Below are 26,212 nucleotides of genomic sequence, written 5' to 3'. Positions count from 1 at the left end.
CTGTGATTGGTATTAGCTAGAGTGAGCCTTAGAGTTTAAGCAATAAAAAAGTCGATCTTATGATCGACTTTTTTATTGTTCAAATTTTAATGGTGTATCGTTAGTCTTTTTTTGATTTAACAAATTGAGCAATAACAATCAATCCAAAAGCAATTAGATTTCCGGCAAAGATAATCACTAACCATTGCGGCATGGATAGGTTCAAGAACTGCCACACGATCTTACTGCAGTCTCCGTAAGCCTCAAACATCCATGGAGCCCATTGATTTAGAGGCGCCCAGCTAGGGAAAGTGACAAATAAATCACAAGTTGCGAAGGGGGAAGGATTGAACTGGTAGTCGACATGCTGCAACGCTAACGTTAAACCTTTGTAAGCACCAAATCCCCAACCCGCAAGGCCAAGCCAACGTGATATTGGATTGTTAGGGGCAATTGCACCAACGATTGCTGCGCCGCCGATAGTCAGCATCGCGACGCGTTCATAGATACACATCACACAAGGCGCAAGCATCACCACATGCTGAAAGAAGAGTGCACACGCCTCAAAAAACAGAATAAAAGCCAGTAGCAAAAGCCAAGAGAGACGTCGCTTAGAGAAGTCTTTAAGAATGACAAAAAAATTCACGAATTTAATCCTGTTTATAAAATAAAAAGCCCTGTTTACTCAGAGCTTTTTATCTTGGATAAGTTTCCGGATCAACTAATATTTTTGATTAGTTAGAGTGTTCGTCGTAAAAGTACATATAAAGTTATATCAATGTTCTCCTGACAAGATAGGAGCAACCACTTCACCAGTGCGTTGAACGATCCAACCTAAGTCATAGAACCATGCTGTCATCGGCTCTACGAAGAACACGATGCCAACAAGGCCGACAAGCGCTAATACCACGGTATATGGCAGTGCCATGAACACCATACGGCCGTAAGATAGTCGAATTAATGGAGCGAGTGCCGATGTTAATAAGAATAGAAATGCAGCTTGCCCGTTGGGTGTTGCTACAGAAGGAAGGTTCGTTCCTGTGTTTATTGCAACAGCAAGAAGATCGAATTGGTCACGATTGATGATGCCCTCAACCAGTGCCGTTTTCACTTCGTTAATGTATACCGTGCCGACGAACACGTTATCTGACACCATCGATAAGATTCCATTGGCGACATAAAACAGTGCAAGCTGAACGCCCTTATCTTCAACGTGAAGTACAGCATCGATAACGGGCTTGAATAATGACTGGTCGATTATGACAGCAACAATACAGAAGAAAACCGCGAGCAGAGCGGTGAATGGTAGCGCCTCTTCAAAGGCTTTACCCATAGAGTGCTCTTCGATTACGCCGGTAAAAGCCGTTGCTAAGATGATAACGGATAGACCGATCAAGCCGACTTCAGCCACGTGAAGCGCAAGACCCACGATGAGCCAAACTGCGATTGCGCCTTGAATCCAAAGTCTTGCTATATCTTGCTTAGTGCGGCTTGCGCGTTCTTTGTTATCGAATTCGACTAAGATTTGACGAACATTATTTGGCAGCTCTGCGCCGTAACCAAACACTTTAAGTTTTTCAACGAGAGCACACGTTAGAATACCGCAAAAGAAGACCGGCAGGGTTACTGGAAGCATACGAATAATGAACTCACCGAATTCCCAGCCTGCTTGTTTCGCAATCACTAAGTTCTGTGGCTCACCGACCATGGTCATCACACCACCAAGTGCCGTCCCTACACCAGCATGCATAAGCAGTGAGCGTAGGAAAGCGCGGTAATTTTCCAAATCGTCACGTGTTAGTTCAGAAATCTCTTCATCGTGAGTATGATCATGTGCGGACGTAGTGCCTTTCCCCGATGCTACTTTATGGTAGATCGAGTAGAAGCCAACCGCGACGCTAATAACAACAGCAATGACCGTTAGTGCGTCGAGGAATGCTGATAAGAAAGCAGCTGCGACACAAAAAGCGACAGAGAGTAAAATTTTAGATTGGATACCGAGCAAGATCTTCGTGAATATGAACAGAAGGAGTTCTTTCATGAAGTAGATGCCAGCAACCATAAATATCAGTAAGAGTAATACTGGGAGGTTTGTTTGCAGCTCGTGATACACCATTTCTGGTTTGGTCATGCCAATCGCGACAGCTTGGATTGCCAATAAGCCCCCCGGTTGAAGAGGGTAACATTTTAGCGCCATAGCGAGAGTGAAAATAAATTCTACCACCAATAGCCAGCCCGCAACAAATGGGTCAACGAGGAAGAAAATAAATGGATTGATGATTAAAAAGGAAATGATGGCAAGTTTGTACCAATCAGGAGCTTTTCCAAGGAAGTTCTTGATAAAAGCATTTCCGAGAGACATCGGCATGTTAATACTCTTTTATGTTGATGATAAACAGGCAAGCAATACAACATTTGAGAATCGAGCTATAAATATTTTAAAAAAGCTATAACTAACAGTGAGTTAGAAAAACTACATTCCATGTAATGTTCTGTGGTCTTGCCAAGTCRCTCCCTTAGAAACTCAAGCAGTGCTTATTTTTGAGCGAAACTTTACTATTAGATAACATTTAGTCAACAAGAAAAGCCTTGTCGTACTAAAAACACCTGCTTTTTGTTGAGAAACGCGATCAAAGTAGCGCAAGCATACCACTTAAAATGTGATAAAAACCGACTAGAATCAATATTTCAGCGAAATGATTAAAAGTCGCAGGGATAACTAGGCCTTATAGGTGTTTATTGCAATGTTATTTTGTAATTTATTTACTCCGTTATTGTGATTTATGTTGTTGACTTTTAATGTAATTTTATACCAGCCGATTGTTAGGGGTGGCTGTTTATAGTCGCTTGCTTTCTCAGCTCGAGATGTAAACTTTTGATTAACTTTAGAGTTTTAACTCTAACTTGTTCGAGGTGAGTAAAGTTTTTGAGGGTGTTTCCGCTCGGTTCGACTAGTGGTATGATGAGTAATTAGAATAGAATAATTGGATTGAAGTGTAGATGGTCATTAAGGCGAAGAGCCCGGCAGGATTTGCAGAAAAGTATATCATTGAAAGTATTTGGAATGGCCGTTTCCCTCCAGGTTCTATCTTGCCCGCAGAGCGTGAGCTTTCTGAGCTGATTGGTGTTACACGTACGACGCTTCGAGAAGTACTCCAGCGTCTCGCTCGTGACGGTTGGTTGACAATACAACACGGCAAACCAACCAAAGTGAACCAATTTATGGAGACTTCAGGTCTTCATATTCTCGATACACTAATGACGTTGGATGTTGATAATGCCAGTAAAATGGTAGAAGACTTACTGGCCGCTCGGACGAATATCAGCCCGATCTTTATGCGTTATGCTTTCAAAGCAAATAAAGAAGCCTCTGAGCGTACGATAACTAACGTGATTGAATCTTGTGAAACTTTACTTGCGGCACCAACATGGGATGACTTTCTAGCCTCATCGCCTTATGCAGATAAGATTAAGCAAGCCGTTAAAGAAAACGTAGAAAAAGACGAAGAGAAACGTCAAACAATCCTAATTGCGAAGACATTCAACTTTTATGATTATATGCTATTTCAACGTTTGGCGTTCCATTCAGGCAACCAAATTTACGGCCTGATTTTTAACGGTGTACGTAAACTGTATGACCGTGTTGGTAGCTATTACTTCTCTAATCCAGAAGCCCGCCGTTTAGCGATGGAGTTTTATAAAGAGTTGTTTGTTATTTGTGAGAGCGGCCAACGTGAAAATTTGCCATTAGTGATCCGTAATTACGGCATTGCAAGTGCTCAAATCTGGAATGAAATGAAAACGACATTACCAACGAATTTCACTGAAGACGACAGCTAAGCCATAGGCTTACTATTGTTGTTCTTATTGAGCCCGTGACGTAAAGAAAATGAAAAAGCGGCGCGATAATTGAATTATCGCGCCGCTTTTTATTTATCTGTCGTTACTAGAAAATTATCGGTGGGTCAGTTACTTACCTATGACAAGTAATTTATCTATGTGTAGCAACTTAACATTTATCGAGGAGTAGCGACTTAACCCGCAAACTCTTCTGAGTCTGGACGGTTGGTAAATTGCACGCCGTTTAGAAAATCGCAAAGTAGTTGGTCTTCACACACTTTGTAGTTTTTGTTTTCTGGCTTGCGGAAGTAAGCGCCGATTTCGTACTTGCTCAAGCTAATGCCAACCACTTCTAGTACGTCCAAAACATCTTCTGCTTTCATGTTTAATGCGATACGCAGCTTCATGAAGATCATGTTGTTCGTCAGTGCGACTTCAGGTTTAGGTTGCTCACCTTCTTTTTTGCCACGCTTTAGGTTGATGAAACCATTTAGGAATACCGCTAACTCTTTATCTTTCATCTTAGAGCATGACTTGTCGTTGTCGTCTTTTAGCCAGTCAATCACTTGATCATGAGCAACGGTCACATCAGCTTGTTCGATAGCTTTGATGATTTGTGCATTTTTAAGGTTTAGTGCGTGTTGAATACGACGCAAGATTTCGTTGTTAGTCACAGGAGATTCCTAAAAAAGGTTTTAGAGTAAAGAGATGTTGGTTAGCCCATCAGCGTCGACGAACTCATTTCTACTCTACATAGCATAGTTGACGGCGACTCTAACAGAGAACGTTAATTTTCGGTAGATATAAAAAATCCCCAATGCTGATTAACTCTTTCAAGTCAAAAATGCATTAGGGATTTCGTGATGGGTGCTTGTTATCTGACTGGAGTCAGAATTACATTACACGCATACCAGGTTGAGCACCTTCGTGTGGCTCAAGGATCCATAGGTCGCTGCCGCCAGGGCCCGCTGCTAGGATCATGCCTTCAGACATACCAAACTTCATCTTACGAGGTTTTAGGTTGGCTACCATTACCGTTAGCTTGCCTTCTAGCTCTTCAGGTTTGTATGCTGATTTGATACCAGAGAATACTTGGCGAGTCTCACCACCGATGTCCAGTTGGAACTTCAGTAGTTTGTTCGCTTTTGGTACTTCTTCACAAGAGATGATACGAGCAATACGCATGTCTACTGCAGCAAAGGCATCGAACTCAATCTCGTCTGCGATTGGCTCTTTGTCTAGCTCAGTTTGGCTTGCTTGCTCTTTTTCAGCTTCTGCTTTTTCTTTCGCTGCTGCTTCAGCGGCTGCATCTTCTTTAGAAGACTCAACCATTGCTTCCACTTTCTTAGGATCAATACGGTTGAATAGCGCTTTGAACTGAGTGATCTCGTGATCAGTTAGCGGAGTCGCAATCGCTTCCCACGTTAGCTCTTCGTTTAGGAAAGCTTCAGTGCGAGCTGCGAGCTCTGGCATCACTGGTTTCAGGTAAGCCATCAGTACGCGGAATAGGTTAATACCGACAGAAGACACTTGTTGAAGCTCAGCTTCTTTGCCTTCTTCTTTTGCAAGAACCCAAGGTGCTTTTTCGTCGATGTACTGGTTCGCTTTATCCGCTAGTGCCGTGATTTCACGGATAGCACGGCTGAATTCACGAGTTTCATATAGCTCACCGATACGCTCAGCAGCAGCAACGAATTCGTTGTATAGCTCAGGCTCTGCAAATTCAGCCGCTAGCTTGCCTTCAAAACGTTTTGTGATGAAGCCAGCGTTACGAGAAGCTAGGTTAACAATCTTGTTTACTACGTCAGCGTTTACACGTTGAGTGAAGTCTTCGAGGTTAAGATCTAAGTCATCGATGCGGCTGTTTAGTTTCGCAGCGTAGTAGTAACGTAGACACTCAGGGTCTAGGTGGTTTAGGTACGTACTTGCTTTGATGAATGTGCCTTTCGACTTAGACATCTTCGCACCGTTCACTGTCACGTAGCCGTGTACGAATACGTTGTTTGGCTTACGGAAGCCAGCGCCGTCTAGCATTGCTGGCCAGAATAGGCTGTGGAAGTAAACGATGTCTTTACCGATGAAGTGGTAAAGTTCCGTTGTGCTGTCTTTCTTCCAGTATTCATCGAAGTTTAGATCGTCACGCTTGTCACATAGGTTCTTGAAAGAAGCCATGTAGCCAACCGGTGCGTCTAGCCATACGTAGAAGAACTTGTCTTTTTCGCCTGGGATTTCAAAGCCAAAGTAAGGGGCATCACGTGAGATATCCCACTGTTGCAGACCAGACTCAAACCATTCCTGCATTTTGTTTGCAGTTTCATTCTGTAGAGAGCCAGAACGAGTCCACTCTTTAAGCATGCTTTCGAACTGAGGTAGGTCGAAGAAGAAGTGCTCAGAGTCTTTCATTACTGGAGTTGCACCAGAAACCGCTGATTTAGGGTTAATCAGTTCAGTTGGGCTGTATGTCTCACCACAGTTGTCACAGTTATCACCATACTGGTCTTCTGATTTACACTTAGGGCAAGTACCTTTTACGAAGCGGTCTGGTAGAAACATCTCTTTCTCAGGGTCGAAAAGCTGAGAAATAGTACGGCTAGAAATGAAGCCGTTCTTTTTAAGTTCTAGGTAGATGTGAGAAGCCAGTTCACGGTTCTCTTCGCTATGTGTGCTGTGGTAGTTATCAAAGCTGATATCAAAGCCAGCGAAGTCTTTTTGGTGCTCTTCACTAACAGCCGCGATCATCTCTTCTGGCGTGATACCCATCTGTTGAGCTTTAAGCATAATTGGCGTGCCGTGAGCATCGTCAGCACAGATGAAGTTTACAGTGTTGCCACGTAGACGCTGGTATCGAACCCAGATATCCGCTTGGATATGCTCAAGCATATGGCCAAGGTGAATAGAGCCGTTAGCGTACGGAAGCGCACAAGTTACCAGTAATTTCCTTGAGGAAACGTTTCTTGGGTCAGTCGCCATACTTAATAATTCGCTTTTTGTTGATAGGTATAAATTTGAGAGGTAATACTACTTTATAACGTGTGATACGCCAAGGTATCAGACAAAGGATTCCCTTAGTTTTTTAGGGGTTCTGTCTTCCTCTCGTGGGTGATAGCATAAATAAAAAAGGAGCTTCAATGCGTAACTTTACTTCTAAGCAAGACTTCTGTTCATGGTTGAATGAGTTCGAGTCACCAATCCTCATCCCCGAGTGGGCGTTACACCAAAATATTGTATCGGTTGATCCGCGTGGATCATTTGTTATCACTTTGCCTTTTGCGGCTAATCAGCTCGCGGTTGAATTGGAACAGTGGATCCACTCTCAGATTAAACAACAGCGGGTTAGCGCTTTTCAGTTTGAAGTAAAAGTGAAGCCGTCTGCGCTGGAAACTACCGTCGCGACACCATTGAAGGGTGTTAAGAATATTATCGCCGTGACGTCGGCAAAGGGTGGGGTGGGTAAGTCGACGACTTCAGTTAACCTTGCGCTTGCGCTATCTCAGTCAGGTTCAAAAGTGGGTTTGTTGGATGCGGATATCTACGGCCCATCAGTGCCTATGATGCTCGGTCAACTAGATGCAAAACCAGAAGTACAGAACAATAAGTGGATGATGCCCATCGAGGCACATGGCATTTTCACTCACTCTATTGGCTATCTTGTGTCGAAAGACGATGCAGCAATCTGGCGCGGCCCTATGGCAGCGAAAGCTTTAGGGCAGCTAGTTAATGAAACGGTATGGCCTGAGTTGGATTATCTTGTTATCGATATGCCGCCGGGCACCGGGGACATTCAACTGACGTTGTCGCAACAGATTCCAGTGACCGGGGCGATTGTGGTGACCACGCCTCAAGATTTAGCGTTAGCCGATGCACGTAAAGGTGTGGCGATGTTCGATAAAGTAAACGTGCCAGTGGCAGGTTTAGTTGAAAACATGAGCTACCATATTTGCAGTCACTGTGGCGAGAAAGAGCATATCTTTGGTGCTGGTGGTGCAGAAGCCATGTCAGAAGAGTTTTATCTCGATATCTTGGCACAGATCCCTCTGCATATTGATGTGCGAGAAGACATCGATGTGGGGTGCCCAACCGTGATACGCAGACCTGAAAGCGAACACACGCGGCACTATCTAGAGCTTGCAGAGAATGTGGCGGCGAAAATGTTTTGGACGGGAAAAGCAAGACCGGAAGCGATCCGTTTTTCTATGGTGGAATAGAGTAAGTAAGCCTTCAAATCTCGTCAACAGTGTTTGGTTTAGAATACATAGCCTGATATTGGAAAAAATTGCCATTTAGGGCCAAAGCGCTATTGCGTTGAGCACATGGTTGTAGCGTCGTCATTCAAAAGCAAACGTTTGTCTTCATTAAAAATAGAGAGAACACCAATTTGACTGCAATTAGCAGGAATGGCGACTAGAATCTATGTTGTTTAGCCCCTATAATCAGGCGGTTTATCTCTTCCCACCACTAAACCATATCGGGTGCAAAATTAATGTCTGATAATAATCAATGTGTCATCGTAGGTATCGCTGGCGCTTCAGCATCAGGAAAAAGTCTGATTGCGAGTACAATCTATAATGAACTGCGCGAGAAAGTGGGCGACCATCAAATTGGTGTTATCACGGAAGATTGCTACTACAGCGACCAAAGCCACTTGAGTATGGAAGAGCGTGTTAAAACTAACTACGATCACCCAAATGCACTAGATCACGATCTATTATGTGAACATCTACAGCAATTGATGAGTGGTAAAGCGGTAGAAGTTCCTGAATACAGCTATACCGAGCATACACGCACTTCTGAAACGACTACACTTACCCCTAAGAAAGTGATTATTTTAGAAGGTATTCTGCTACTAACAGACCCACGTCTACGTAATCTTATGCATGCAAGCGTGTTTATGGATACACCACTAGATATCTGTTTACTACGTCGTGTTAAGCGTGATGTAGAAGAACGAGGTCGTACAATGGACAGCGTACTCAAGCAATATCAACAGACAGTACGTCCAATGTTTATGCAGTTTATTGAGCCTTCAAAACAACATGCAGATATCATCGTACCTCGTGGTGGTAAAAACCGTATTGCAATTGATGTTCTCAAAGCACACATTGCTAAGTTGTTGAAGTCTTAATCGAATAGAATTTTGCCTAAGTGATTCACTTAGCTTTATTTTTTACCGAATTAGTGGCACTTTTATAGTGCCACTTTCTTTTGGAATCTAAGCAAGGAATATGCGGATGAAGAAACTACTCATTTTCATAGCTGTACCAGTGTTTGTTGTTATTGCAGCCATTCTGGCACTGGTGCTGTTAGTGAATCCTAACCAATTTAAGCCATTAATTGTCGAACAAGCCAAAAAACAGACCGGCCTAGACCTGGTGATTGAGGGTGATATCAATTGGCAATTTTTCCCATCTATTGGTTTCGAGCTTGGTCAAACTGAACTGCGCAACCCCGAAGGTTTTACTCAGCCGAACCTATTCAAGGTTGATACAGTTGGCGTTGATGTTTCGGTTGTTCCACTATTTAGCAACCAACTAGAGATCGGCAACATCACTCTAGACGGTGCGGAATTTTATGTAGAAACGCTTAAAAATGGTCGTAAGAACATTGATGCACTCACGCAATCGTCTGCGCCTCAAGAACCTGCTGAAGATGCAAGTTCTGAATCTGCTCCTGCGCCTCAAGAGCCAGCGACTAAAGACGCATCTGGCTGGACGATCAACCTGGCAGGTGTCACTGTCTCGAATGCACGGTTTGAAATGGATGACAAACAAACGGGTTCATTCACTAAGCTATACGATGTGTCTTTGAATCTTTCTGAGTTTGCCGTTGATACATGGACAACGGCAACGTTTGCCGCTTCTGGTGAAAACAATCAACAAAAATTCTCGGCTACCGGTAGTGCTGAATTCAAATTAACGGAAGGCTTCGCAAGTTACGCACTTCGTAATATCGACTTAAACGCTAAGTTCAATGATCCAGCGACGTCGATTGAGTCAGCAAAAATTGGCTTGAATACGTTTGAGTTTGATAAGGTAAATTCACTGACTTATGCTGTGATTGGTAAAGCATCGGGGCTTGATGTTGATCTTAAAGGTGGCGGTGAACTTACGGTTGATAGCGCGATTTCAAAAGTAACGCTGAACAAATTAACGTTAGACTCAACATTCAAAGGCGACACGCTTCCTCAGTCGCCAATGAAAGTCGACATGCTGTCTGACTTAAGCTTCGATCTTAACAAGAGCCACCTGAGCTTTGTGTTAGAGAAGTTGCAAGCTAACGCTATTGCATTAGACGGTAAAGCAGACGTAACCCTATCTGAAATACCAAAGGTTCGTTTCTCTCTTCATAGCCCGAATATTGATTTGGATGAATTCTTAGGTTTGGGCTTAGGCAATACAACAGAAACGGTGAGCGCTGCGCCTTCAGTGGAGGGGAGTGGCTCAACACCCAATTCGGGCAGTTCAGCTCCTGCTAAAGAAGTGGAACCTGATCTGTCGGCTCTGAAAAAGTTAGACGTAAAAGGTGACATTACGATTGATAAGTTCAAGGCGAACAACGCGAAGATGCAGAACGTGAAAACAGCATTCTCTGTTAATCGTGGCATCGCAGAGCTAACTTCATTCACATCAAATCTTTATAGTGGTTCTATTTCAGCGACAGCACGATTAGATGCGCGAAAAACACCTGCGACTTATACAGCTAAGAAGAAAATCAAAGGCGTGAAAGTACAACTACTATTGGTTGATGTTGCGGGTAACGATATGCTGGAAGGGACCGGTAATATTGACGTTAATGTGAAAGGTAAGAGCTTAACTCCAACAGGAATTAAGAAGAACTTGGTCGGTACTATCGCGATAAATTTTGAAGATGGTGCGGTGAATGGTATCAACGTCGCTCAATTGATTCGAGAAAACTACGCTAAGATCAAAGGCGAGAAAGTCGAGAATAAAGATGAGGCCCAAAAGACGGACTTCAGTGCAATGAAAGCGACACTGAAAGTGAATAAGGGTTGGGTTTCGACCAACGACTTATCAGCACAGTCGCCACTGCTGCGCGTGACAGGCCAAGGCAAAGCAAACTTCATCAATGAAACGGTCGATTTCCTTGTACGCACATCAATTGTGGGTTCGCTTGAAGGTCAGGGTGGTAAGAGTATCGATGAACTGAAAGATGTGACGATCCCAATTAAAGTAACCGGTCAGTGGGCGGATCCAAAATTTGGGCTTGTTTTTGATGATGTGTTGAAACAAAAAGCGCAGAAAGAGATCGATCGTGGTGTGAATAAGCTAACGGATAAGATTAAAGACGAGAAAACCAAAGAAGCGGTGGATAGTTTGTTGAAAGGTTTCTTTAACTAAACGTTTTTAACTCGTATATAAAAGAAGCGCCATTCCTACTCTAGGAATGGCGCTTTTGTTTGGGTGCTGATTATTATCCGGGCATAGTAAGCAAAGAGATTCCCTATGAGACTTGTTCCTCGTTCTAGGGAATGACGCTCGGTGCTCGTCCTTTATTTAAGGGAGTAACACTGAAGAGTCGTCATCCTCGAGAGGGAAGAATGACCGAGTCGGGGATCTCTGATTGAAGGGTACTACCAATCTACGCCTTGCAGAGCCTTTACACCAGATTCGAAAGCGTGTTTTACGTTACGAACTTCAGACACGGTATCGGCCATGTCCGTTAAAGTGCGGTGTGCACCCCGACCCGTAATGATCACGGATTGCATTTTCGGACGATTATTTAGAGCCTCTACCACTTCATCCAGTTCAATGTAGCCGTAACTCACCATGTAAGTCAGTTCATCAAACAGAACCACATCAATCGACTCATCGGCTAGCATGCGCTGACACTCTTTCCAAACGCGCTGTGCAGCTTCGATATCCTGAGCCTTGTTTTGAGTTTCCCAAGTAAAGCCTGTCCCCATCACTTGAAACTCGACATTGAGCTTTTGAAGAACGTTCTTTTCGCCGTTATCCCAAGTCCCCTTTACAAACTGAGCAACGGCACACTTCTTACCATGACCGACTGCACGTGTAATCGTACCAAAACCTGATGTTGATTTACCTTTACCGTTACCAGTGATGACCAGCAATAGGCCTTTTACTTCCTGTGCCGCAGCAACGCGAGCATCGACTTGCTCTTTTACTTTCTGTTGTCTGGCTTTGTGGCGTTGTTCTTTGTTGTCTTCAGTCGACATAACAAATCCTTTTAAGTGGTGATCGCATCTATCATAGCCTAACTTTACGATAGCAAAAACCATCGGAAGAACAGGTGATTAGGGATGAAGTCGATACTCGTCGTTTGTATGGGGAATCTTTGCCGCTTATCTACAGGTATAAAAAAGGCCGACATCGAATGTCGGCCTTTCTCAATTTAACTTAAAGTTACCGCTAAGATTACTTAGACATCACTTTGTAAATCGGGTCTTCTGCAACGTTCGCTTCCACTAAGCTACCCGCTTTGTGCAGCATCGCAACACAGTCTTGGCTTAGGTGGCGAAGGTGCAGTGTTTTTCCGAGTGCAGCATAACGGTCAGCAATGGTGTCGATCGCTTCAATAGCAGAGTGATCGGTAACGCGTGAGTTTACAAAATCAATGATTACATCTTGTGGATCATTGTATGCGTCAAACAACTCAAGGAAGTTAGCGGTTGAACCAAAGAAGATAGGGCCGTTAATTTTGTACTCTTTAGAACCTTCTGCGTTTACAGACGTGTCTGCGTAGATGTGTTTAGCATGTTGCCAAGCGAACATTAGCGCTGAAGCGACAACACCCACACCAACTGCTACAGCAAGATCCGTCAGTACTGTTACCACGGTAACAAGAACGATAACGAAGAAATCTTGCTTAGGAACACGACGAGCAAGTTTGAAGGTTGCCCATTCAAACGTACCGATAACAACCATGAACATGACGCCCACAAGTGCCGCAAGAGGAATCATTTCAATCAGCGAAGAACCAAACAGGATGAACATAAGTAGCGCCACTGCCGCAGCGATACCTGAAAGACGACCACGACCGCCTGAGTTTACGTTGATCATAGATTGACCGATCATCGCACAACCACCCATCGCACCGAATACCGAGCACGTTATATTAGCCATACCTTGACCAACACATTCACGATTAGATTGACCACGAGTATTCGTCATTTCATCAAGTACGGTTAGTGTCAGTAGAGACTCAATCAAACCGATAGCCGCAAGTATAATCGCGTATGGCAGGACGATTTGAAGTGTCTCGAAAGAAAACGGAACAGCAGGAATAGAGAAGGTTGGTAGAGAGCCAGCCAGAGTTGCGGCTTCGTCACCAGACATAGTACGTAGGAAGTCGACAACAGTACGAGTTTCGAGATCAAGGCCTACAACCAAAGCCGTTACCGTTACAATAGCAACCAATGAAGAAGGTACTGCTGTAGTAAGTTTAGGTAGGAAGTGGATGATTGCCATTGTAAGGGCGACGAGGCCTAACATCAGTGTCACTTGGTCGCTTGGTAACCAAGTTAATGCACCTGTTACGTCTGGTGCTTTAAATTGACCAAGCTGAGCCAGGAAGATAACAATGGCCAGACCGTTCACAAAACCAATCATTACTGGGTGTGGAACGATACGGATAAATTTACCTAACTTGAATACACCCGCTGCAATTTGCAGAAGGCCGGCCAGCATAACGGCTGCAAATAGGTATTGAACGCCATGGGTTGCGACTAGGCTCACCATTACAACGGCCATTGCGCCAGTTGCACCAGATATCATGCCTGGACGACCACCGAATACAGAAGTGATTAAACCTACGATGAATGCTGCGTAAAGACCAACCATTGGGTCAACGCCAGCAACAAAGGCGAATGCTACGGCTTCAGGTACTAATGCTAGGGCTACTGTAAGACCTGAAAGCACCTCATTCTTTACAGAGTGCTTTGAAAATTGTGGGAATTCGAACATATTTGCTCAGCTATGCTAAAAGTGGATTTACCGACACGGGGGTATTGCGTAGCCAAACAGTGATGGAAAAGAGCGGCAATAGCGAAGTGTCGAAAAGATAAGTGCGCGAATGCTACCCAAAAATGTGACGAAGTTCAAGGTTGAACCTAACTTTGAGTAATATATCCGTTCATTTTTATTCGATTAGTAGGCATGAAAAAGGCTGCTTTAATAAGCAGCCTTTGATTCTATTTACGCATGATTATCTGTTAGCAATCACGAGAAGTTTGGCTTAGTCATTCCTGCACCAGCTTTGTTCGACGCTGCCTGACTGCCTGCACCTTTCGAGACAAAACGCTCAGTGCGGAACGGAGCTGCAACAACTTGAATCTCTTTGATCTCTTGAGGACCAGGAGCTTTCGTCATTGGTGAGCCGGCTTGCTTTTTAGCAACGGCTGCCTTTGGTGCCGCTTTAGGAGCTTCTTCTGCTTTTACAACAGGCGCTTCTTCAACTTTTGCACTTTCAGCTTTAGGTACTTCAGCTTCAACAACAGGTGTTGCTTCTACTTGCACAGCTTCCGCTACAACAGGCGCTTCAACTTTCGTCGCTTCAACTTTCGTCGCTTCAACAATTGCTGAAGCTTCAGCTTTCGCAGTTTCAACGACCACTGGTGCTTCTTCTAAGACTGTAGGAGCTTCAGTTACTGGAGCTTCAACCTTAGGTTCAGTCGCCACGTCTTCAGCAATAACCACGTCTTCACGACGGATGATAACTTTACCCATCGCAAGCTCTGGACAAGCAAAGCCGCCAGCCATCGCTGTGTTGTTTTGTTGAGTCGTCTCTAGAGTGACATTCTGCTCTTGAACAGATGTTTCAGCTGCTACTTGAACTTCAGCCACTTCAGGTTTTGCCTGTTTATGGTGAGGTTTTGGAATGAAGCGAGGCATCACTTTACCCATAGCCATCTCAGGAGAGGCTACACCACCTTTACGTAAGCGGAATGGGTTAGGACGACGATCACGACCGCGACGACGACGTTGACCACTTGCACGTAAGTGACGTGGTGAACGACGGTTACGACGTTGCTTCGGCTCTTCCTGTTCTGTTTGCTCAGCATTTACTTGAGTTGCTTCTACTTGTTCTGCAACTTTTTGCGCTTGAGCTACTGATTGTTCTTTCGAAACAGAGAGTTCTTTTGAAGCGTTATCGGCATTGTTTTCTGCTTCTGCTTCTGCTTCTGCTTGAGCTTGCTGGTCTTTAACTCGAACTCGTTTGTTCAGCTTACGACGTTGACGACGCTCTTTAATTTTCACAGCTTTTGCTTCAGGCTTCGCCTTTGGCGCTTCTGGTTTATCAGCTTGAGCTTCTGCCGCTAGCTGTAGACCTTCTTCTGCTAATTTAGATGGTACTTGCTCTTCTTGTTGCTTCTGCTCATCACGTGGCTTATTGCGACGATCTTGCTTAGGCTGACGAGGCTGACGAGTTTGCTGTGGAGCTGCTTCTTTTTGCTCTTCAGGCTTCTCATCACGCACAGGTTTACGACGGCGTTTGTTGTCACGGTTTTCGTTACGATTGTCGCCACGTTCGTTACGTTGTTCGCCACGTTGGTTACGACGGCGGTTGTCATTGCGGTCACGGCGTTGGCGGTTGCCGTGGTTGCGATTGTTTTTAGGTGTCTCTTCTTCTTTCTTCTCTTCTTCTTTTTTCTCTTCTTGAGTTGAAGAGCCAAATAAGAAGCTACCGATAGCTTTGAAGAAACGACCCATAACGCCTGGTTCTTGAGTTGCTGCTGGTGCAGCGTTCTTCTCTTCTACAGCTTTAGGTGCTGGAGCCGGAGTCGGTGCTGATTGAGCAGGAGCAGCGAAGCCTTTAAGAGCAGGTTCTTCGATCTTCTTAGGACGAATAGTCTGTTCAGCGGGCTCTTTGCTTTCTGCTTCTTTTAGCGCTTCTAGCTTGCTAGGCAGTAAGTAAGAGAGTAGATCGAATTCTTCACCTTCACGAACTCGGATAACCTCAAAATGGGGCGTTTCCATGTCTGAGTTTGGAACAACCGTGATCTTAACTTCTTGGTTCTTCTCGATGTGGTTTACTGAGCGACGTTTTTCGTTCAGAAGGTAAGAAGCGATAGGAACAGGCACAACAGCAAGTACTTGCGCTGTGTTGTCTTTCAGAGCTTCTTCTTCAATCAAACGTAGCACAGACAGTGCTAGCGATTCATTATCACGAACAACACCAGTACCTGTACAACGAGGACAAATGTGGTGGCTAGCTTCTGCTAGTGATGGGCTCAAACGTTGACGAGACATCTCTAGAAGACCAAAGCGAGAAATACGGCCAATTTGTACACGAGCACGGTCTAGACGAACGGCATCACGTAGACGGCTTTCAACTTCGCGTTGGTGACGAACCGGAGTCATATCGATGAAGTCGATAACAACAAGACCACCCAGGTCACGCAGACGTAATTGACGTGCAATTTCATCGGCAGCTTCTAGGTTAGTATTCAGTGCTGTTTCTTCAATATCACCGCCCTTTGTTGCACGAGCAGAGTTGATATCGATAGAAGTCAGCGCTTCTGTTGGGTCGATTACGATAGAACCACCAGATGGAAGACGAACTTCACGTTGGAAAGCAGATTCGATCTGGCTTTCAATCTGGTAATGACTGAATAGTGGTACTTCACCGTCATATTTCTTAACGCGATTCATGAAATCTGGGCGTATTAATTGAATGTGCGCTTGTGCACGTTCAAAAATAGTATTGCTGTCAATTAGAATCTCGCCAATGTCACGACGTAGGTAGTCACGAATCGCACGAACGATAACGTTACTTTCTTGGTGAATTAGGAAAGGTGCTGCATTTGAATCAGAAGCTTGCTTGATAGCACTCCAGTGATTCAATAGAACGTTCAAGTCCCACTCTAGCTCTTCTGCACTTTTGCCAACACCTGCTGTACGCACGATTAAACCCATACCTTGAGGAAGCTCAAGAGTGCTTAATGCGGCTTTCAGTTGTGTGCGTTCATCACCTTCGATACGACGAGAAATACCGCCAGCACGAGGGTTATTAGGCATAAGAACTAAGTAACTACCAGCCAAAGAGATGAAAGTGGTCAGGGCAGCGCCTTTGCTGCCTCGCTCTTCTTTCTCAACTTGTACGATGACTTCTTGGCCTTCTTTTAGCACTTCTTTAATGCTAGGGCGGCCTTGGTAAGTATAACCTTGAGGGAAGTATTCGCGGGCAATTTCTTTAAGAGGGAGGAAACCGTGACGTTCTGCGCCGTAATCGACAAATGCCGCTTCTAGGCTTGGTTCAATACGGGTAATACGTCCTTTGTAGATATTCGCTTTTTTTGACTCGTGACCTGGACTTTCGATATCGAGATCGAACAGTCGCTGGCCATCAACCAAAGCGACACGCAGCTCTTCTTTTTGAGTTGCGTTGATTAGCATTCTTTTCATTTAGAAATTCTCATTGTCTTTTCTTATTTTCATCATTTCTTATCGCTTTATTTCGTTTCTCATGGTGCCAGATCCCATGGCTTTATCGGTGCAGCCTCCCGGCTGGAGAGGGATGCTCTGGGGCACGTCAGTCATCATAGGGAGTTGACCTATGATCCGCGATGTGGCGGTTAATACTCAACATGAGTGTACGTGAGTAGGGCGATAAGGGGCTCAGTTGACTATGTCTTACGCCGATTGCAGCACGGTCGAATCTGAGTTATCTACTCATTTGCTTGCTGGTAAATGGTTAGCTGTTTAAATAATAATCAAACCACTTATAGCAGCTGTGAACTATAGCAGTGGTCGTGAAACTCGGCAATCTGCTTTGTTGTAATGCGATAAAAAAAACAGTTTTTGTTTGTGTTTTGATAGCTCTAACTCACTGTCTATAAATAATTTATCAATTGATAGTCTAATTTTCAGGAATCTAGATGCTTTTTTGTTCGAAGAATTAAGGAAGTATAGGACAAAAACGTCTGTTTTATGATGGGCGCACCAGCCTTTAGCGAAAATTACTGCGGAATAGTGCTAAGAAAATCTCAATTATCAAAAGTGACAGTGATACAATAACGGTATGAGTGAAATTAGAACCCAAGTCCAATTCGTCGACATTGACGAAGATATGGCTGGTCAGCGTATTGATAACTTCTTACGCAACCAATTAAAAAACATCCCGAAAAGCATGATTTACCGAATCGTGCGTAAAGGCGAAGTCCGCGTAAATAAAAAACGCATCAAGGCTGAATACAAACTAAAAGCTGGCGATTTAGTTCGTATTCCTCCCGTAACCATTGAAGAGAAAACGGAAGAGAACGTGCCAAGCACGAAACTCAACAAGGTTTCAGAATTAGAACAGTGCATTATCTATGAGGATGATCACATGCTAATTCTCAACAAACCATCGGGAACGGCTGTCCATGGTGGTAGTGGATTAAAGTTTGGTGCGATTGAAGCATTGCGCGCCCTGCGCCCTGATGCTCGTTTTCTTGAATTAGTGCACCGTATCGATAGAGATACGTCTGGCATTTTGCTTGTCGCTAAGAAGCGCTCAGCGCTAAGACATCTTCAAGCACAGTTCCGTGAAAAAACGGTTCAAAAATACTACTTTGCATTAGTTATGGGCGAATGGAAAAACAGCTGCAAAGTTGTGAATGCGCCTTTGTTGAAAAACGAAGTGAATAGCATTGTTCGCGTGAACCCAAATGGTAAAGCCTCTGAAACTCGTTTTAAAGTTCTAGAGAAATTCCGAGAGGCGACGTTGATTCAAGCTAGCCCAATTACAGGCCGTACACATCAAATTCGTGTGCATGCTCAGTATACAGGACACCCAATTGCTTGGGATGATCGCTATGGAGATCGTCGTTTTGATGCTTACACCGGCAAGGTTGGGCTTGATCGTCTGTTCCTACATGCCGCCAACATTAAGTTTACGCACCCGGGCAGTGAAGAAAAGATGGACATTTCTGCGCCAATGGAAAGAAGACTCGAGAAAGCCCTCACGGGTTTACGTAAGCTTTAAGAAGATACGAGATACGAGATACGAGATACGAGATTTTTCGTGGATTGAGTAGCAGACGCATCACATGGAAAAGGTTGACGAATATCGTCAACCTTTTTTGTTTTATCGGTTGTAGAAGATCCGCAACTCGCTCGTTCCTCGCTCTTGAGGATGACGACTTTTTTCGTGAGTAAAGTCAGTCGGTGTTGTCATGGAACCAATCAATTAGCTTGTTTATCGTCAAACATGATATTTCTCTATGGGCGAAGCGAGTCAGTATTATGATCACTTACCAACGAAGCTAGCCTCCTTACGCTATCGATGCGGAGAATCGCTCCTTATTGCCATCAGTGATTTCTTTAGCTATTGGATAATGTAGCGATCTTCGTGATTCCCTAGACTGACGAAGGAAGGGGTAGGGAATCTCTAACAAAGAGATCGTATCTGTTACAGCACACTCATTCCTTGCGCTTCTAACATATCGACGAGATCGATCAGCGGTAAGCCGATCAAAGTATTCGGGTCTTTGCCTTCCATCTGTTTAAACAACGCGATGCCTAACCCTTCACACATAAAGCTACCCGCGCAGTAATAAGGTTGTTCTTTCTCAACATAACTCATGATCTGTTGCTCGGTTAAATCGCGAAAATGCACAACAAAGGTGTCGAGACGCGTATCCGCTTTATTGGTTTCGTTGTTCCAAACCGAAAGCCCAGTATAAAAAGTAATGCTCTTACCGCTTTGACGAGATAACTGTTCGATTGCGTTTTCTTGAGTATGAGGCTTACCTATGATCTCTCCGTCAACCACGCAAACCTGATCTGAACCAATGACTAAGCTAGGGTGCTCTACAGCACAAGACTTCGCTTTGGTTTCGGCAAGGCGCATCACTAACTGTTGAGGAGTCTCTTCTGGAAGTGGCGTTTCATCGCAGTCTGGCTTGGCTGTAATGAAGCTTAACTGTAGTTTTTTGAGGATCTCTTGCCTAAATGGTGATGTTGAGGCTAAAACTAGTTGGTAATTTCTCATTTTAATTTACAATTCAAGGAAGCATTGATCTCAGGATAACGTAACTTGTCCTGCTATTCATAATGCTCTGAATAGGAAAGGCAAGAAAGTCCATTTTTTTTGCCTTTTCCTTTGACTAAATATGATTTGGAAGATAAGATTCGCGCCCTATGCAAAAGGAAAAAATACCGCGTACAGTTGATCCGGCAAGAACCGCTCAAAAACGACTTGATATGGATGGTATCATTCAGGTCAGTCTTTTAAAGCGTTTAAACGAAGCAACTGAAGGCGTAAAACGTGATGCGCAAGTTTCAATGTCATTTGGGCTTGATGAACAACGATTAGTCGTTATCTCTGGTAAAGCTAACGTCGAAGTCGATTTAGAGTGTCAACGTTGTAATGAGGTTTTCGCACATGAGTGCGATGTCCAATTTACTTATACTCCTGTTTACAGCGAGAAAAGTGAAGAAGAAGCACCGGAAGAGTACGATTTGGTAGATCTTAACGAGTACGGTGAGTTAGACCTAATTCAACTAGTTGAAGACGAGTTCATCCTTGGATTGCCACAAATAGCAATGCACGACGATGCGACATGTAGCGTTAACTCAAATAACTTGGTGTTTGGTGAACTTCCTGAAGAAATTGAGGAAGACAAAAAGCCGAATCCATTTGATGTTTTAAAAAGCTTAAAGAAGTAATTGCTTCTTTAAGAATTTACATAGGAGTAGGGTCAATGGCCGTACAAAAGAGCAAGAAATCACGTTCAATGCGTGGCATGCGTCGTTCACACGATGCGCTAACTACAGCTGCACTTTCTGTAGACGCAACTTCAGGTGAAACTCACCTACGTCACAACGTGACTGCCGAAGGTTTCTACCGCGGCAAAAAGGTTATCAACAAGTAAGGTTGACCTTTGCAAAATATAACCGTTGCGCTTGATGCAATGGGCGGGGACTTCGGTCCTCGTGTAACAGTGCCTGCCGCCGTGCAGGCACTGTCGTATTTCCCAGAGCTAAAAGTCATTCTCATAGGTGATCGAAATGCGATCACATCTCAATTATCTTTATTAGGCCGAATGCCTGATTCTCGTTTGAGTATCCAGCATTGTGACCGAATTATTGCCAATTCTGAAAAACCGTCATTAGCACTACGTAATAGTCAAGGAAGCTCTATGCGTGTCGCGATCGATCTGGTTGCCGAGTCACAGGCTGATGCTTGCGTGAGTGGTGGTAATACCGGTGCACTGATGGCTTTATCTCGCTTCCGACTTAAACTCCTTCCCGGTATTGATAGGCCAGCATTGGTTTCTGCGCTACCGACGGCCTCCGGTAATCGGACTTGGATGCTTGACTTAGGAGCGAACGTTTCTAGTGATGCGGATTCATTGTTTCAGTTTGCTGTGATGGGTAGTGCATTGGCAGAGCAGCATTTAAGCCGCGTACCACGCGTTGCTATTTTGAACATTGGTGCGGAAGAAATTAAAGGCAATGACCTTGTAAAACGCTGTGCTGAAATGTTGTCTAATACTCAATCCGTAAACTTCATCGGCTATATTGAAGGTAATCAATTACTTCAAGATGCTGCTGATGTGGTTGTATGTGATGGTTTTGTGGGCAATATCTGCTTAAAAACGTGCGAAGGTACGGCTCAGCTCTTTATTGATAAGTTAAAAACGCGCATGATGGCTTCAACAATAAAGGGTTGGATTGCCAGAAAGTTGTTTTCTGAGCTATTTATTGAATTAAAAACCTTGAACCCCGACCAGTATAACGGCGCAAGTTTGTTAGGATTGCGCGGCATTGTCATTAAAAGTCATGGAAGTGCTGATGTGTCTGCAGTTGTCAACGCGATTGGTGAAGCAGTACACGAGGTCAAACGACAAGTCCCTATCCGCATTAGCGATCGTTTGGAAGCGGTTTTACTCGAGAGGCATTATTAGTCTTCATGTATAGCAAAATTTTAGGTACTGGCAGCTACTTGCCATCTCAGGTGCGTACTAACGCAGACTTAGAGAAAATGGTAGAGACTAGCGATGAGTGGATCGTTGCTAGAACGGGTATTAAAGAACGTCGTATTTCAGCAGAAAATGAAACGGTTGCTGATATGGCGTTTTACGCGGCTGAAAATGCCATTGAAATGGCCGGTATCGACAAAGAAGATATTGATCTGATCATTGTTGCAACAACCAGCAGTAGCCATACATTCCCGTCTTCAGCCTGTCAGGTGCAAGGTAAACTCGGTATAAAAGGTTGCCCTGCGTTTGATCTGGCGGCAGCTTGCTCAGGCTTTGTCTATGCATTGTCTGTTGCTGATCAACACATTAAGACTGGCATGTGTAAGAACGTTTTGGTAATTGGTGCTGATGCACTGTCAAAAACCTGTGATCCGACTGACCGCTCTACTATCATCCTATTTGGTGATGCAGCAGGCGCGGTGGTTGTAGGCGCAAGCGAAGAGCCAGGTATTTTGTCTACTCATATATACTCTGACGGTAAATACGGTGAGCTTCTAAGCTTAGAAGTTCCAGAGCGTGGCGGAGATGCAGATAAATGGTTGCACATGGCGGGCAACGAAGTATTTAAAGTGGCGGTGACTCAGCTTTCTAAACTCGTTAAAGACACATTGGCAGCGAATAATATGGATAAGTCTGAGCTTGATTGGTTAGTGCCACACCAAGCGAACTACCGTATTATCTCTGCAACGGCTAAAAAGTTGGCAATGTCGCTTGATCAAGTGGTCATTACCCTGGATAAACACGGTAATACATCGGCAGCTACCGTACCTACTGCACTTGATGAGGCAGTCCGCGATGGGCGAATTCAACGTGGTCAAACGCTTCTACTGGAAGCCTTTGGCGGCGGCTTCACTTGGGGTTCTGCGTTAGTTAAATTCTAACCCCGAGCGATAATCAACAAACAAGGCACATAAGTTATGTGCCTTATTCAATTTTTTGCTTTGCTTAAAGGAAAATTACAATGAGCAAATTTGCTATCGTATTCCCAGGCCAAGGCTCTCAAGCTATTGGTATGCTTGCTGACCTAGGCGAACAGTATGATGTTGTGAAACAGACATTTGCTGAAGCTTCAGAAGCTCTAGGTTACGATCTATGGGCATTGGTTCAAGATGGTCCAGTAGAAAATCTAAATGAAACTTTCCGTACACAACCGGCTCTATTAACAGCGTCTGTCGCAATCTGGCGAGTATGGCAAGAGCTTGGTCTAGAGCAACCGGCAAACCTAGCTGGCCACAGCCTAGGCGAATATTCTGCCCTCGTGTGTGCGGGTGTTATCGACTTTAAAGAAGCGATCAAGCTGGTTGAGCTACGTGGTCAATTGATGCAAGAAGCCGTTCCGGCTGGCGTTGGTGCCATGTACGCAATCATCGGTCTCGATGATGAAGCGATCGCTAAAGCGTGTGAAGAAGCAGCGCAAGACGAAGTGGTGTCTCCCGTGAACTTTAACTCTCCTGGCCAAGTTGTTATCGCTGGTAACAAAGCGGCAGTAGAGCGTGCTGGTGCACTATGTAAAGAAGCGGGGGCTAAGCGTGCGCTTCCTTTACCTGTATCTGTGCCATCTCACTGTGCCTTGATGAAGCCTGCAGCAGACAAGCTAGCGGTTGCTCTAGAAGCGCTAGAGTTCAACACGCCAGCACTGCCTGTTATTAATAACGTTGATGTTATTGCTGAAACAGACCCTGCAAAAATCAAAGATGCTCTGGTTCGTCAGCTGTACAGCCCGGTTCGTTGGACTGAAGGTGTCCTCGCAATGAATGAGCAAGGCGTTGAGAAGTTACTAGAATTAGGTCCAGGTAAAGTGCTTACTGGTCTAACAAAACGAATTGTAAAAACGATGACAGCTGCTGCAGTTAATGATACTGCATCACTAGACGCTGCTAAGTAAATAACCACTTACATAGAGAAGTTATGATGAATTTAGAAGGTAAAGTTGCACTAGTTACAGGCGCAAGCCGTGGTATCGGTCGTGCAATCGCTGAACTTTTAGTTGAGCGTGGTGCTAAAGTTATCGGTACGGCTACTTCTGAAGGCGGCGCTGCTGCAATCAGCGAGTATCTTGGCGAGAATGGTAAAGGTCTTGCTCTTAATGTCACTGACGTTGACTCGATTGCTGCTACACTGAAAACCATCAACGATGAATTTGGTGCGATTGACATTCTAGTTAACAATGCAGGCATCACCCGTGATAACCTACTTATGCGTATGAAAGACGACGAGTGGAATGACATCATCGATACTAACCTAACGCCTATTTTCCGCATGTCTAAAGCGGTATTGCGTGGCATGATGAAGAAACGTCAAGGTCGTATCGTCAACGTCGGTTCTGTAGTAGGTACGATGGGTAATGCAGGTCAAGCTAACTATGCAGCGGCAAAAGCTGGTGTAATTGGCTTTACGAAATCGATGGCTCGTGAAGTTGCTTCTCGTGGCATTACAGTTAATACTGTGGCACCTGGTTTCATTGAAACAGACATGACGAAAGCGTTAAATGATGAGCAACGTGCAGCAACTTTGGCGAATGTACCAGCAGGTCGACTAGGTGACCCTCGCGAAATCGCTGAAGCTGTGGTATTTTTGGCGTCACCTGCGGCAGCTTATATCACAGGTGAAACACTTCACGTCAATGGCGGTATGTACATGGTGTAAATTATGTGCAATATTTGTGCATGATTTAAGTTAAGATCATACGTAATTTCGGTTAAAATCGTGAAAATTGTGGTTTGACCAGAAAAGTTGACCTTGCAACTTTCAATAGATTGAATAAACTACGGAAAACATCGCATAAAGCGAACTCTGTAAAGGAAAATAAAAAATGAGCAACCTCGAAGAACGCGTAAAGAAAATCATTGTTGAACAGCTAGGTGTAGATGAAGCTGAAGTTAAAAACGAAGCTTCTTTCGTTGATGACCTAGGTGCAGATTCTCTAGACACTGTTGAGCTAGTAATGGCTCTGGAAGAAGAATTCGACACTGAAATCCCAGACGACGAAGCTGAGAAAATTACTACTGTTCAAGCAGCTATCGATTACGTAACTAGCGCTCAGTAATAATCTCTCCCAGGCGGTCACCTCGACCGCCTGTGTTTTATCTAACTCATCTTCCTCATCTTAAATCACCTCAATTCCCGGAGTGTAAAATCGTGTCCAAGCGTCGTGTAGTTGTCACTGGCATGGGTTTGTTGTCACCGGTAGGCAACACTGTAGAATCTTCTTGGAAAGCCCTGCTAGCTGGTCAAAGTGGTATCGTGAATATCGACCATTTTGATACAACCAATTTCTCAACTCGTTTTGCAGGTTTAGTTAAAAACTTTAACTGCGAAGAGTATATGACTAAAAAAGATGCTCGTAAGATGGATTTATTCATCCAGTACGGCGTCGCAGCAGGTATTCAAGCTTTAGATGATTCATCCCTAACTATTACTGAAGAAAACGCTCCACGTGTGGGTGTTGCTATCGGTTCTGGTATCGGTGGTCTTGGTTTGATCGAAGCCGGTCACCAAGCACTAACTGAAAAAGGTCCTCGTAAGATCAGCCCGTTCTTTGTACCGTCAACGATCGTGAATATGATTGCGGGTCACATGTCGATTATGCGTGGTCTGCGCGGTCCAAACATCGCTATTTCTACGGCATGTACGACTGGCCTGCATAACATTGGTCACGCGGCTCGTATGATTGCGTATGGCGATGCTGACGCAATGCTAGCAGGTGGTGCTGAAAAAGCCTCCACACCGCTAGGTATGGGTGGTTTTGGTGCGGCTAAAGCTCTGTCTACTCGTAACGATGAGCCTCAAAAAGCTTCTCGTCCATGGGACAAAGGTCGTGATGGCTTTGTTCTTGGTGATGGCGCTGGCATGATGGTTCTTGAAGAGTATGAACATGCGAAAGCTCGTGGCGCTAAGATTTACTGTGAGCTTGTTGGCTTCGGTATGTCGGGTGACGCTTACCACATGACTTCTCCAAGTGAAGATGGTTCTGGTGGTGCGCTAGCCATGGAAGCGGCGATGCGTGATGCAGGCATTACTGGTGAACAAATCGGTTATGTAAATGCACACGGTACTTCGACTCCTGCGGGTGATGTCGCGGAAATTAAGGGCATTAAGCGTGCTCTTGGCGAAGCCGGCAGCAAGCAAGTATTGGTTTCTTCTACGAAATCTATGACTGGTCACCTTCTAGGTGCTGCAGGTTCTGCTGAAGCTATCATTACGGCAATGTCTCTGGTTGACCAAATTGTTCCACCAACAATCAACCTCGATGACCCAGAAGAAGGCTTAGATATTGACTTAGTACCTCACACTGCGCGTGAAGTGAGCAACATGGAATATGCTGCATGTAACTCATTCGGTTTCGGTGGTACAAACGGCTGTTTGATCTTCAAAAATATTTAATTATCCTATTAAAGACGTAAACACTCGTAGATAGTCACAATTAGACTTGTTTTTAAACGGCTTGAT

The 26,212-nt window shown here is 44.4% G+C and carries 21 protein-coding genes; 13 read left to right on the top strand and 8 right to left on the bottom strand.

Going from position 1 to position 26,212, the window contains the following annotated elements; genetic code table 11:
- Positions 1-100: 100 nt before the first annotated feature.
- Positions 101-625, bottom strand: coding sequence for a disulfide bond formation protein DsbB (dsbB, locus tag L4B77_RS07760; RefSeq protein ID WP_429749572.1), 525 nt, complete (start codon positions 623-625; stop codon positions 101-103).
- A gap of 129 nt (positions 626-754) precedes the next feature.
- Positions 755-2,347: a Na(+)/H(+) antiporter NhaB gene (gene nhaB / locus L4B77_RS07755; protein ID WP_429749570.1), complete on the bottom strand. Its 1,593-nt coding sequence runs from the start codon at positions 2,345-2,347 to the stop codon at positions 755-757.
- Positions 2,348-2,979: 632 nt separating this feature from the next.
- Here nhaB and fadR point away from each other — a divergent pair.
- A complete protein-coding gene (fadR, locus tag L4B77_RS07750) occupies positions 2,980-3,819 on the top strand; it encodes a fatty acid metabolism transcriptional regulator FadR (RefSeq protein WP_429749568.1) in 840 nt (279 codons plus the stop codon).
- 194 nt (positions 3,820-4,013) lie between these two features.
- Here fadR and L4B77_RS07745 read toward each other — a convergent pair whose 3' ends face one another.
- Positions 4,014-4,493: a YehS family protein gene (locus tag L4B77_RS07745; RefSeq protein WP_261837657.1), complete on the bottom strand. Its 480-nt coding sequence runs from the start codon at positions 4,491-4,493 to the stop codon at positions 4,014-4,016.
- 220 nt (positions 4,494-4,713) lie between these two features.
- Positions 4,714-6,789: a methionine--tRNA ligase gene (gene metG, locus L4B77_RS07740; RefSeq protein ID WP_372040148.1), complete on the bottom strand. Its 2,076-nt coding sequence runs from the start codon at positions 6,787-6,789 to the stop codon at positions 4,714-4,716.
- Between the two features lie 158 nt (positions 6,790-6,947).
- On the opposite strand from metG, the gene apbC reads away from it, so the two are divergent.
- The 3 genes from apbC (at position 6,948) to L4B77_RS07725 (ending at position 11,174) form a co-directional block, all read left to right on the top strand.
- Complete coding sequence (gene apbC / locus L4B77_RS07735) at positions 6,948-8,024, top strand: iron-sulfur cluster carrier protein ApbC (RefSeq protein WP_372066052.1); 1,077 nt, start codon at positions 6,948-6,950, stop codon at positions 8,022-8,024.
- A 275-nt stretch (positions 8,025-8,299) separates the two neighbouring features.
- Positions 8,300-8,941, top strand: a complete 642-nt coding sequence (gene udk, locus L4B77_RS07730; RefSeq protein ID WP_261837654.1) for a uridine kinase — start codon at positions 8,300-8,302, stop codon at positions 8,939-8,941.
- 106 nt (positions 8,942-9,047) lie between these two features.
- A complete protein-coding gene (locus tag L4B77_RS07725) occupies positions 9,048-11,174 on the top strand; it encodes an AsmA family protein (RefSeq protein WP_429749564.1) in 2,127 nt (708 codons plus the stop codon).
- Between the two features lie 233 nt (positions 11,175-11,407).
- On the opposite strand, the gene cobO is transcribed toward L4B77_RS07725, so the two are convergent.
- The 3 genes from cobO to rne all read right to left on the bottom strand — a co-directional run bounded on the left by cobO (position 11,408) and on the right by rne (position 17,201).
- A complete protein-coding gene (cobO, locus tag L4B77_RS07720; protein WP_261837652.1) occupies positions 11,408-12,013 on the bottom strand; it encodes a cob(I)yrinic acid a,c-diamide adenosyltransferase in 606 nt (201 codons plus the stop codon).
- A gap of 199 nt (positions 12,014-12,212) precedes the next feature.
- The gene (locus L4B77_RS07715; RefSeq protein ID WP_372040141.1) at positions 12,213-13,760 is read right to left on the bottom strand and encodes a SulP family inorganic anion transporter; all 1,548 of its coding nucleotides are present in this window, start codon (positions 13,758-13,760) and stop codon (positions 12,213-12,215) included.
- A 255-nt stretch (positions 13,761-14,015) separates the two neighbouring features.
- A complete protein-coding gene (gene rne, locus L4B77_RS07710; protein ID WP_429749561.1) occupies positions 14,016-17,201 on the bottom strand; it encodes a ribonuclease E in 3,186 nt (1,061 codons plus the stop codon).
- A 616-nt stretch (positions 17,202-17,817) separates the two neighbouring features.
- Between rne and rluC the strand changes: the two genes are divergently transcribed.
- Positions 17,818-18,762, top strand: a complete 945-nt coding sequence (gene rluC / locus L4B77_RS07705) for a 23S rRNA pseudouridine(955/2504/2580) synthase RluC (protein WP_372040137.1) — start codon at positions 17,818-17,820, stop codon at positions 18,760-18,762.
- Positions 18,763-19,188: 426 nt separating this feature from the next.
- On the opposite strand, the gene L4B77_RS07700 is transcribed toward rluC, so the two are convergent.
- Positions 19,189-19,770, bottom strand: a complete 582-nt coding sequence (locus L4B77_RS07700; RefSeq protein ID WP_429749559.1) for a Maf family protein — start codon at positions 19,768-19,770, stop codon at positions 19,189-19,191.
- A 149-nt stretch (positions 19,771-19,919) separates the two neighbouring features.
- Here L4B77_RS07700 and yceD point away from each other — a divergent pair, with 149 nt between their 5' ends.
- The 8 genes from yceD to fabF all read left to right on the top strand — a co-directional run bounded on the left by yceD (position 19,920) and on the right by fabF (position 26,146).
- Positions 19,920-20,447, top strand: a complete 528-nt coding sequence (yceD, locus tag L4B77_RS07695) for a 23S rRNA accumulation protein YceD (RefSeq protein ID WP_261837647.1) — start codon at positions 19,920-19,922, stop codon at positions 20,445-20,447.
- 35 nt (positions 20,448-20,482) lie between these two features.
- Positions 20,483-20,653, top strand: a complete 171-nt coding sequence (gene rpmF / locus L4B77_RS07690) for a 50S ribosomal protein L32 (protein WP_004737376.1) — start codon at positions 20,483-20,485, stop codon at positions 20,651-20,653.
- Positions 20,654-20,662: 9 nt separating this feature from the next.
- Positions 20,663-21,688 (top strand): phosphate acyltransferase PlsX, encoded by a 1,026-nt coding sequence (plsX, locus tag L4B77_RS07685; protein WP_429749553.1) that lies wholly within the window; start codon positions 20,663-20,665, stop codon positions 21,686-21,688.
- A gap of 5 nt (positions 21,689-21,693) precedes the next feature.
- The gene (locus L4B77_RS07680; protein WP_261837645.1) at positions 21,694-22,644 is read left to right on the top strand and encodes a beta-ketoacyl-ACP synthase III; all 951 of its coding nucleotides are present in this window, start codon (positions 21,694-21,696) and stop codon (positions 22,642-22,644) included.
- Between the two features lie 80 nt (positions 22,645-22,724).
- The gene (fabD, locus tag L4B77_RS07675; RefSeq protein ID WP_261837644.1) at positions 22,725-23,648 is read left to right on the top strand and encodes an ACP S-malonyltransferase; all 924 of its coding nucleotides are present in this window, start codon (positions 22,725-22,727) and stop codon (positions 23,646-23,648) included.
- A 26-nt stretch (positions 23,649-23,674) separates the two neighbouring features.
- Complete coding sequence (gene fabG, locus L4B77_RS07670; RefSeq protein WP_372040174.1) at positions 23,675-24,409, top strand: 3-oxoacyl-ACP reductase FabG; 735 nt, start codon at positions 23,675-23,677, stop codon at positions 24,407-24,409.
- 166 nt (positions 24,410-24,575) lie between these two features.
- Positions 24,576-24,809 (top strand): acyl carrier protein, encoded by a 234-nt coding sequence (acpP, locus tag L4B77_RS07665; protein ID WP_012603569.1) that lies wholly within the window; start codon positions 24,576-24,578, stop codon positions 24,807-24,809.
- Positions 24,810-24,901: 92 nt separating this feature from the next.
- Positions 24,902-26,146, top strand: coding sequence for a beta-ketoacyl-ACP synthase II (gene fabF / locus L4B77_RS07660; RefSeq protein ID WP_429749549.1), 1,245 nt, complete (start codon positions 24,902-24,904; stop codon positions 26,144-26,146).
- Positions 26,147-26,212 lie beyond the last annotated feature (66 nt).

This window comes from Vibrio minamisatsumaniensis, assembly GCF_050337445.1.
GTDB lineage: Bacteria > Pseudomonadota > Gammaproteobacteria > Enterobacterales > Vibrionaceae > Vibrio > Vibrio artabrorum.
This window is presented reverse-complemented; position numbering and strand designations above follow the sequence as displayed.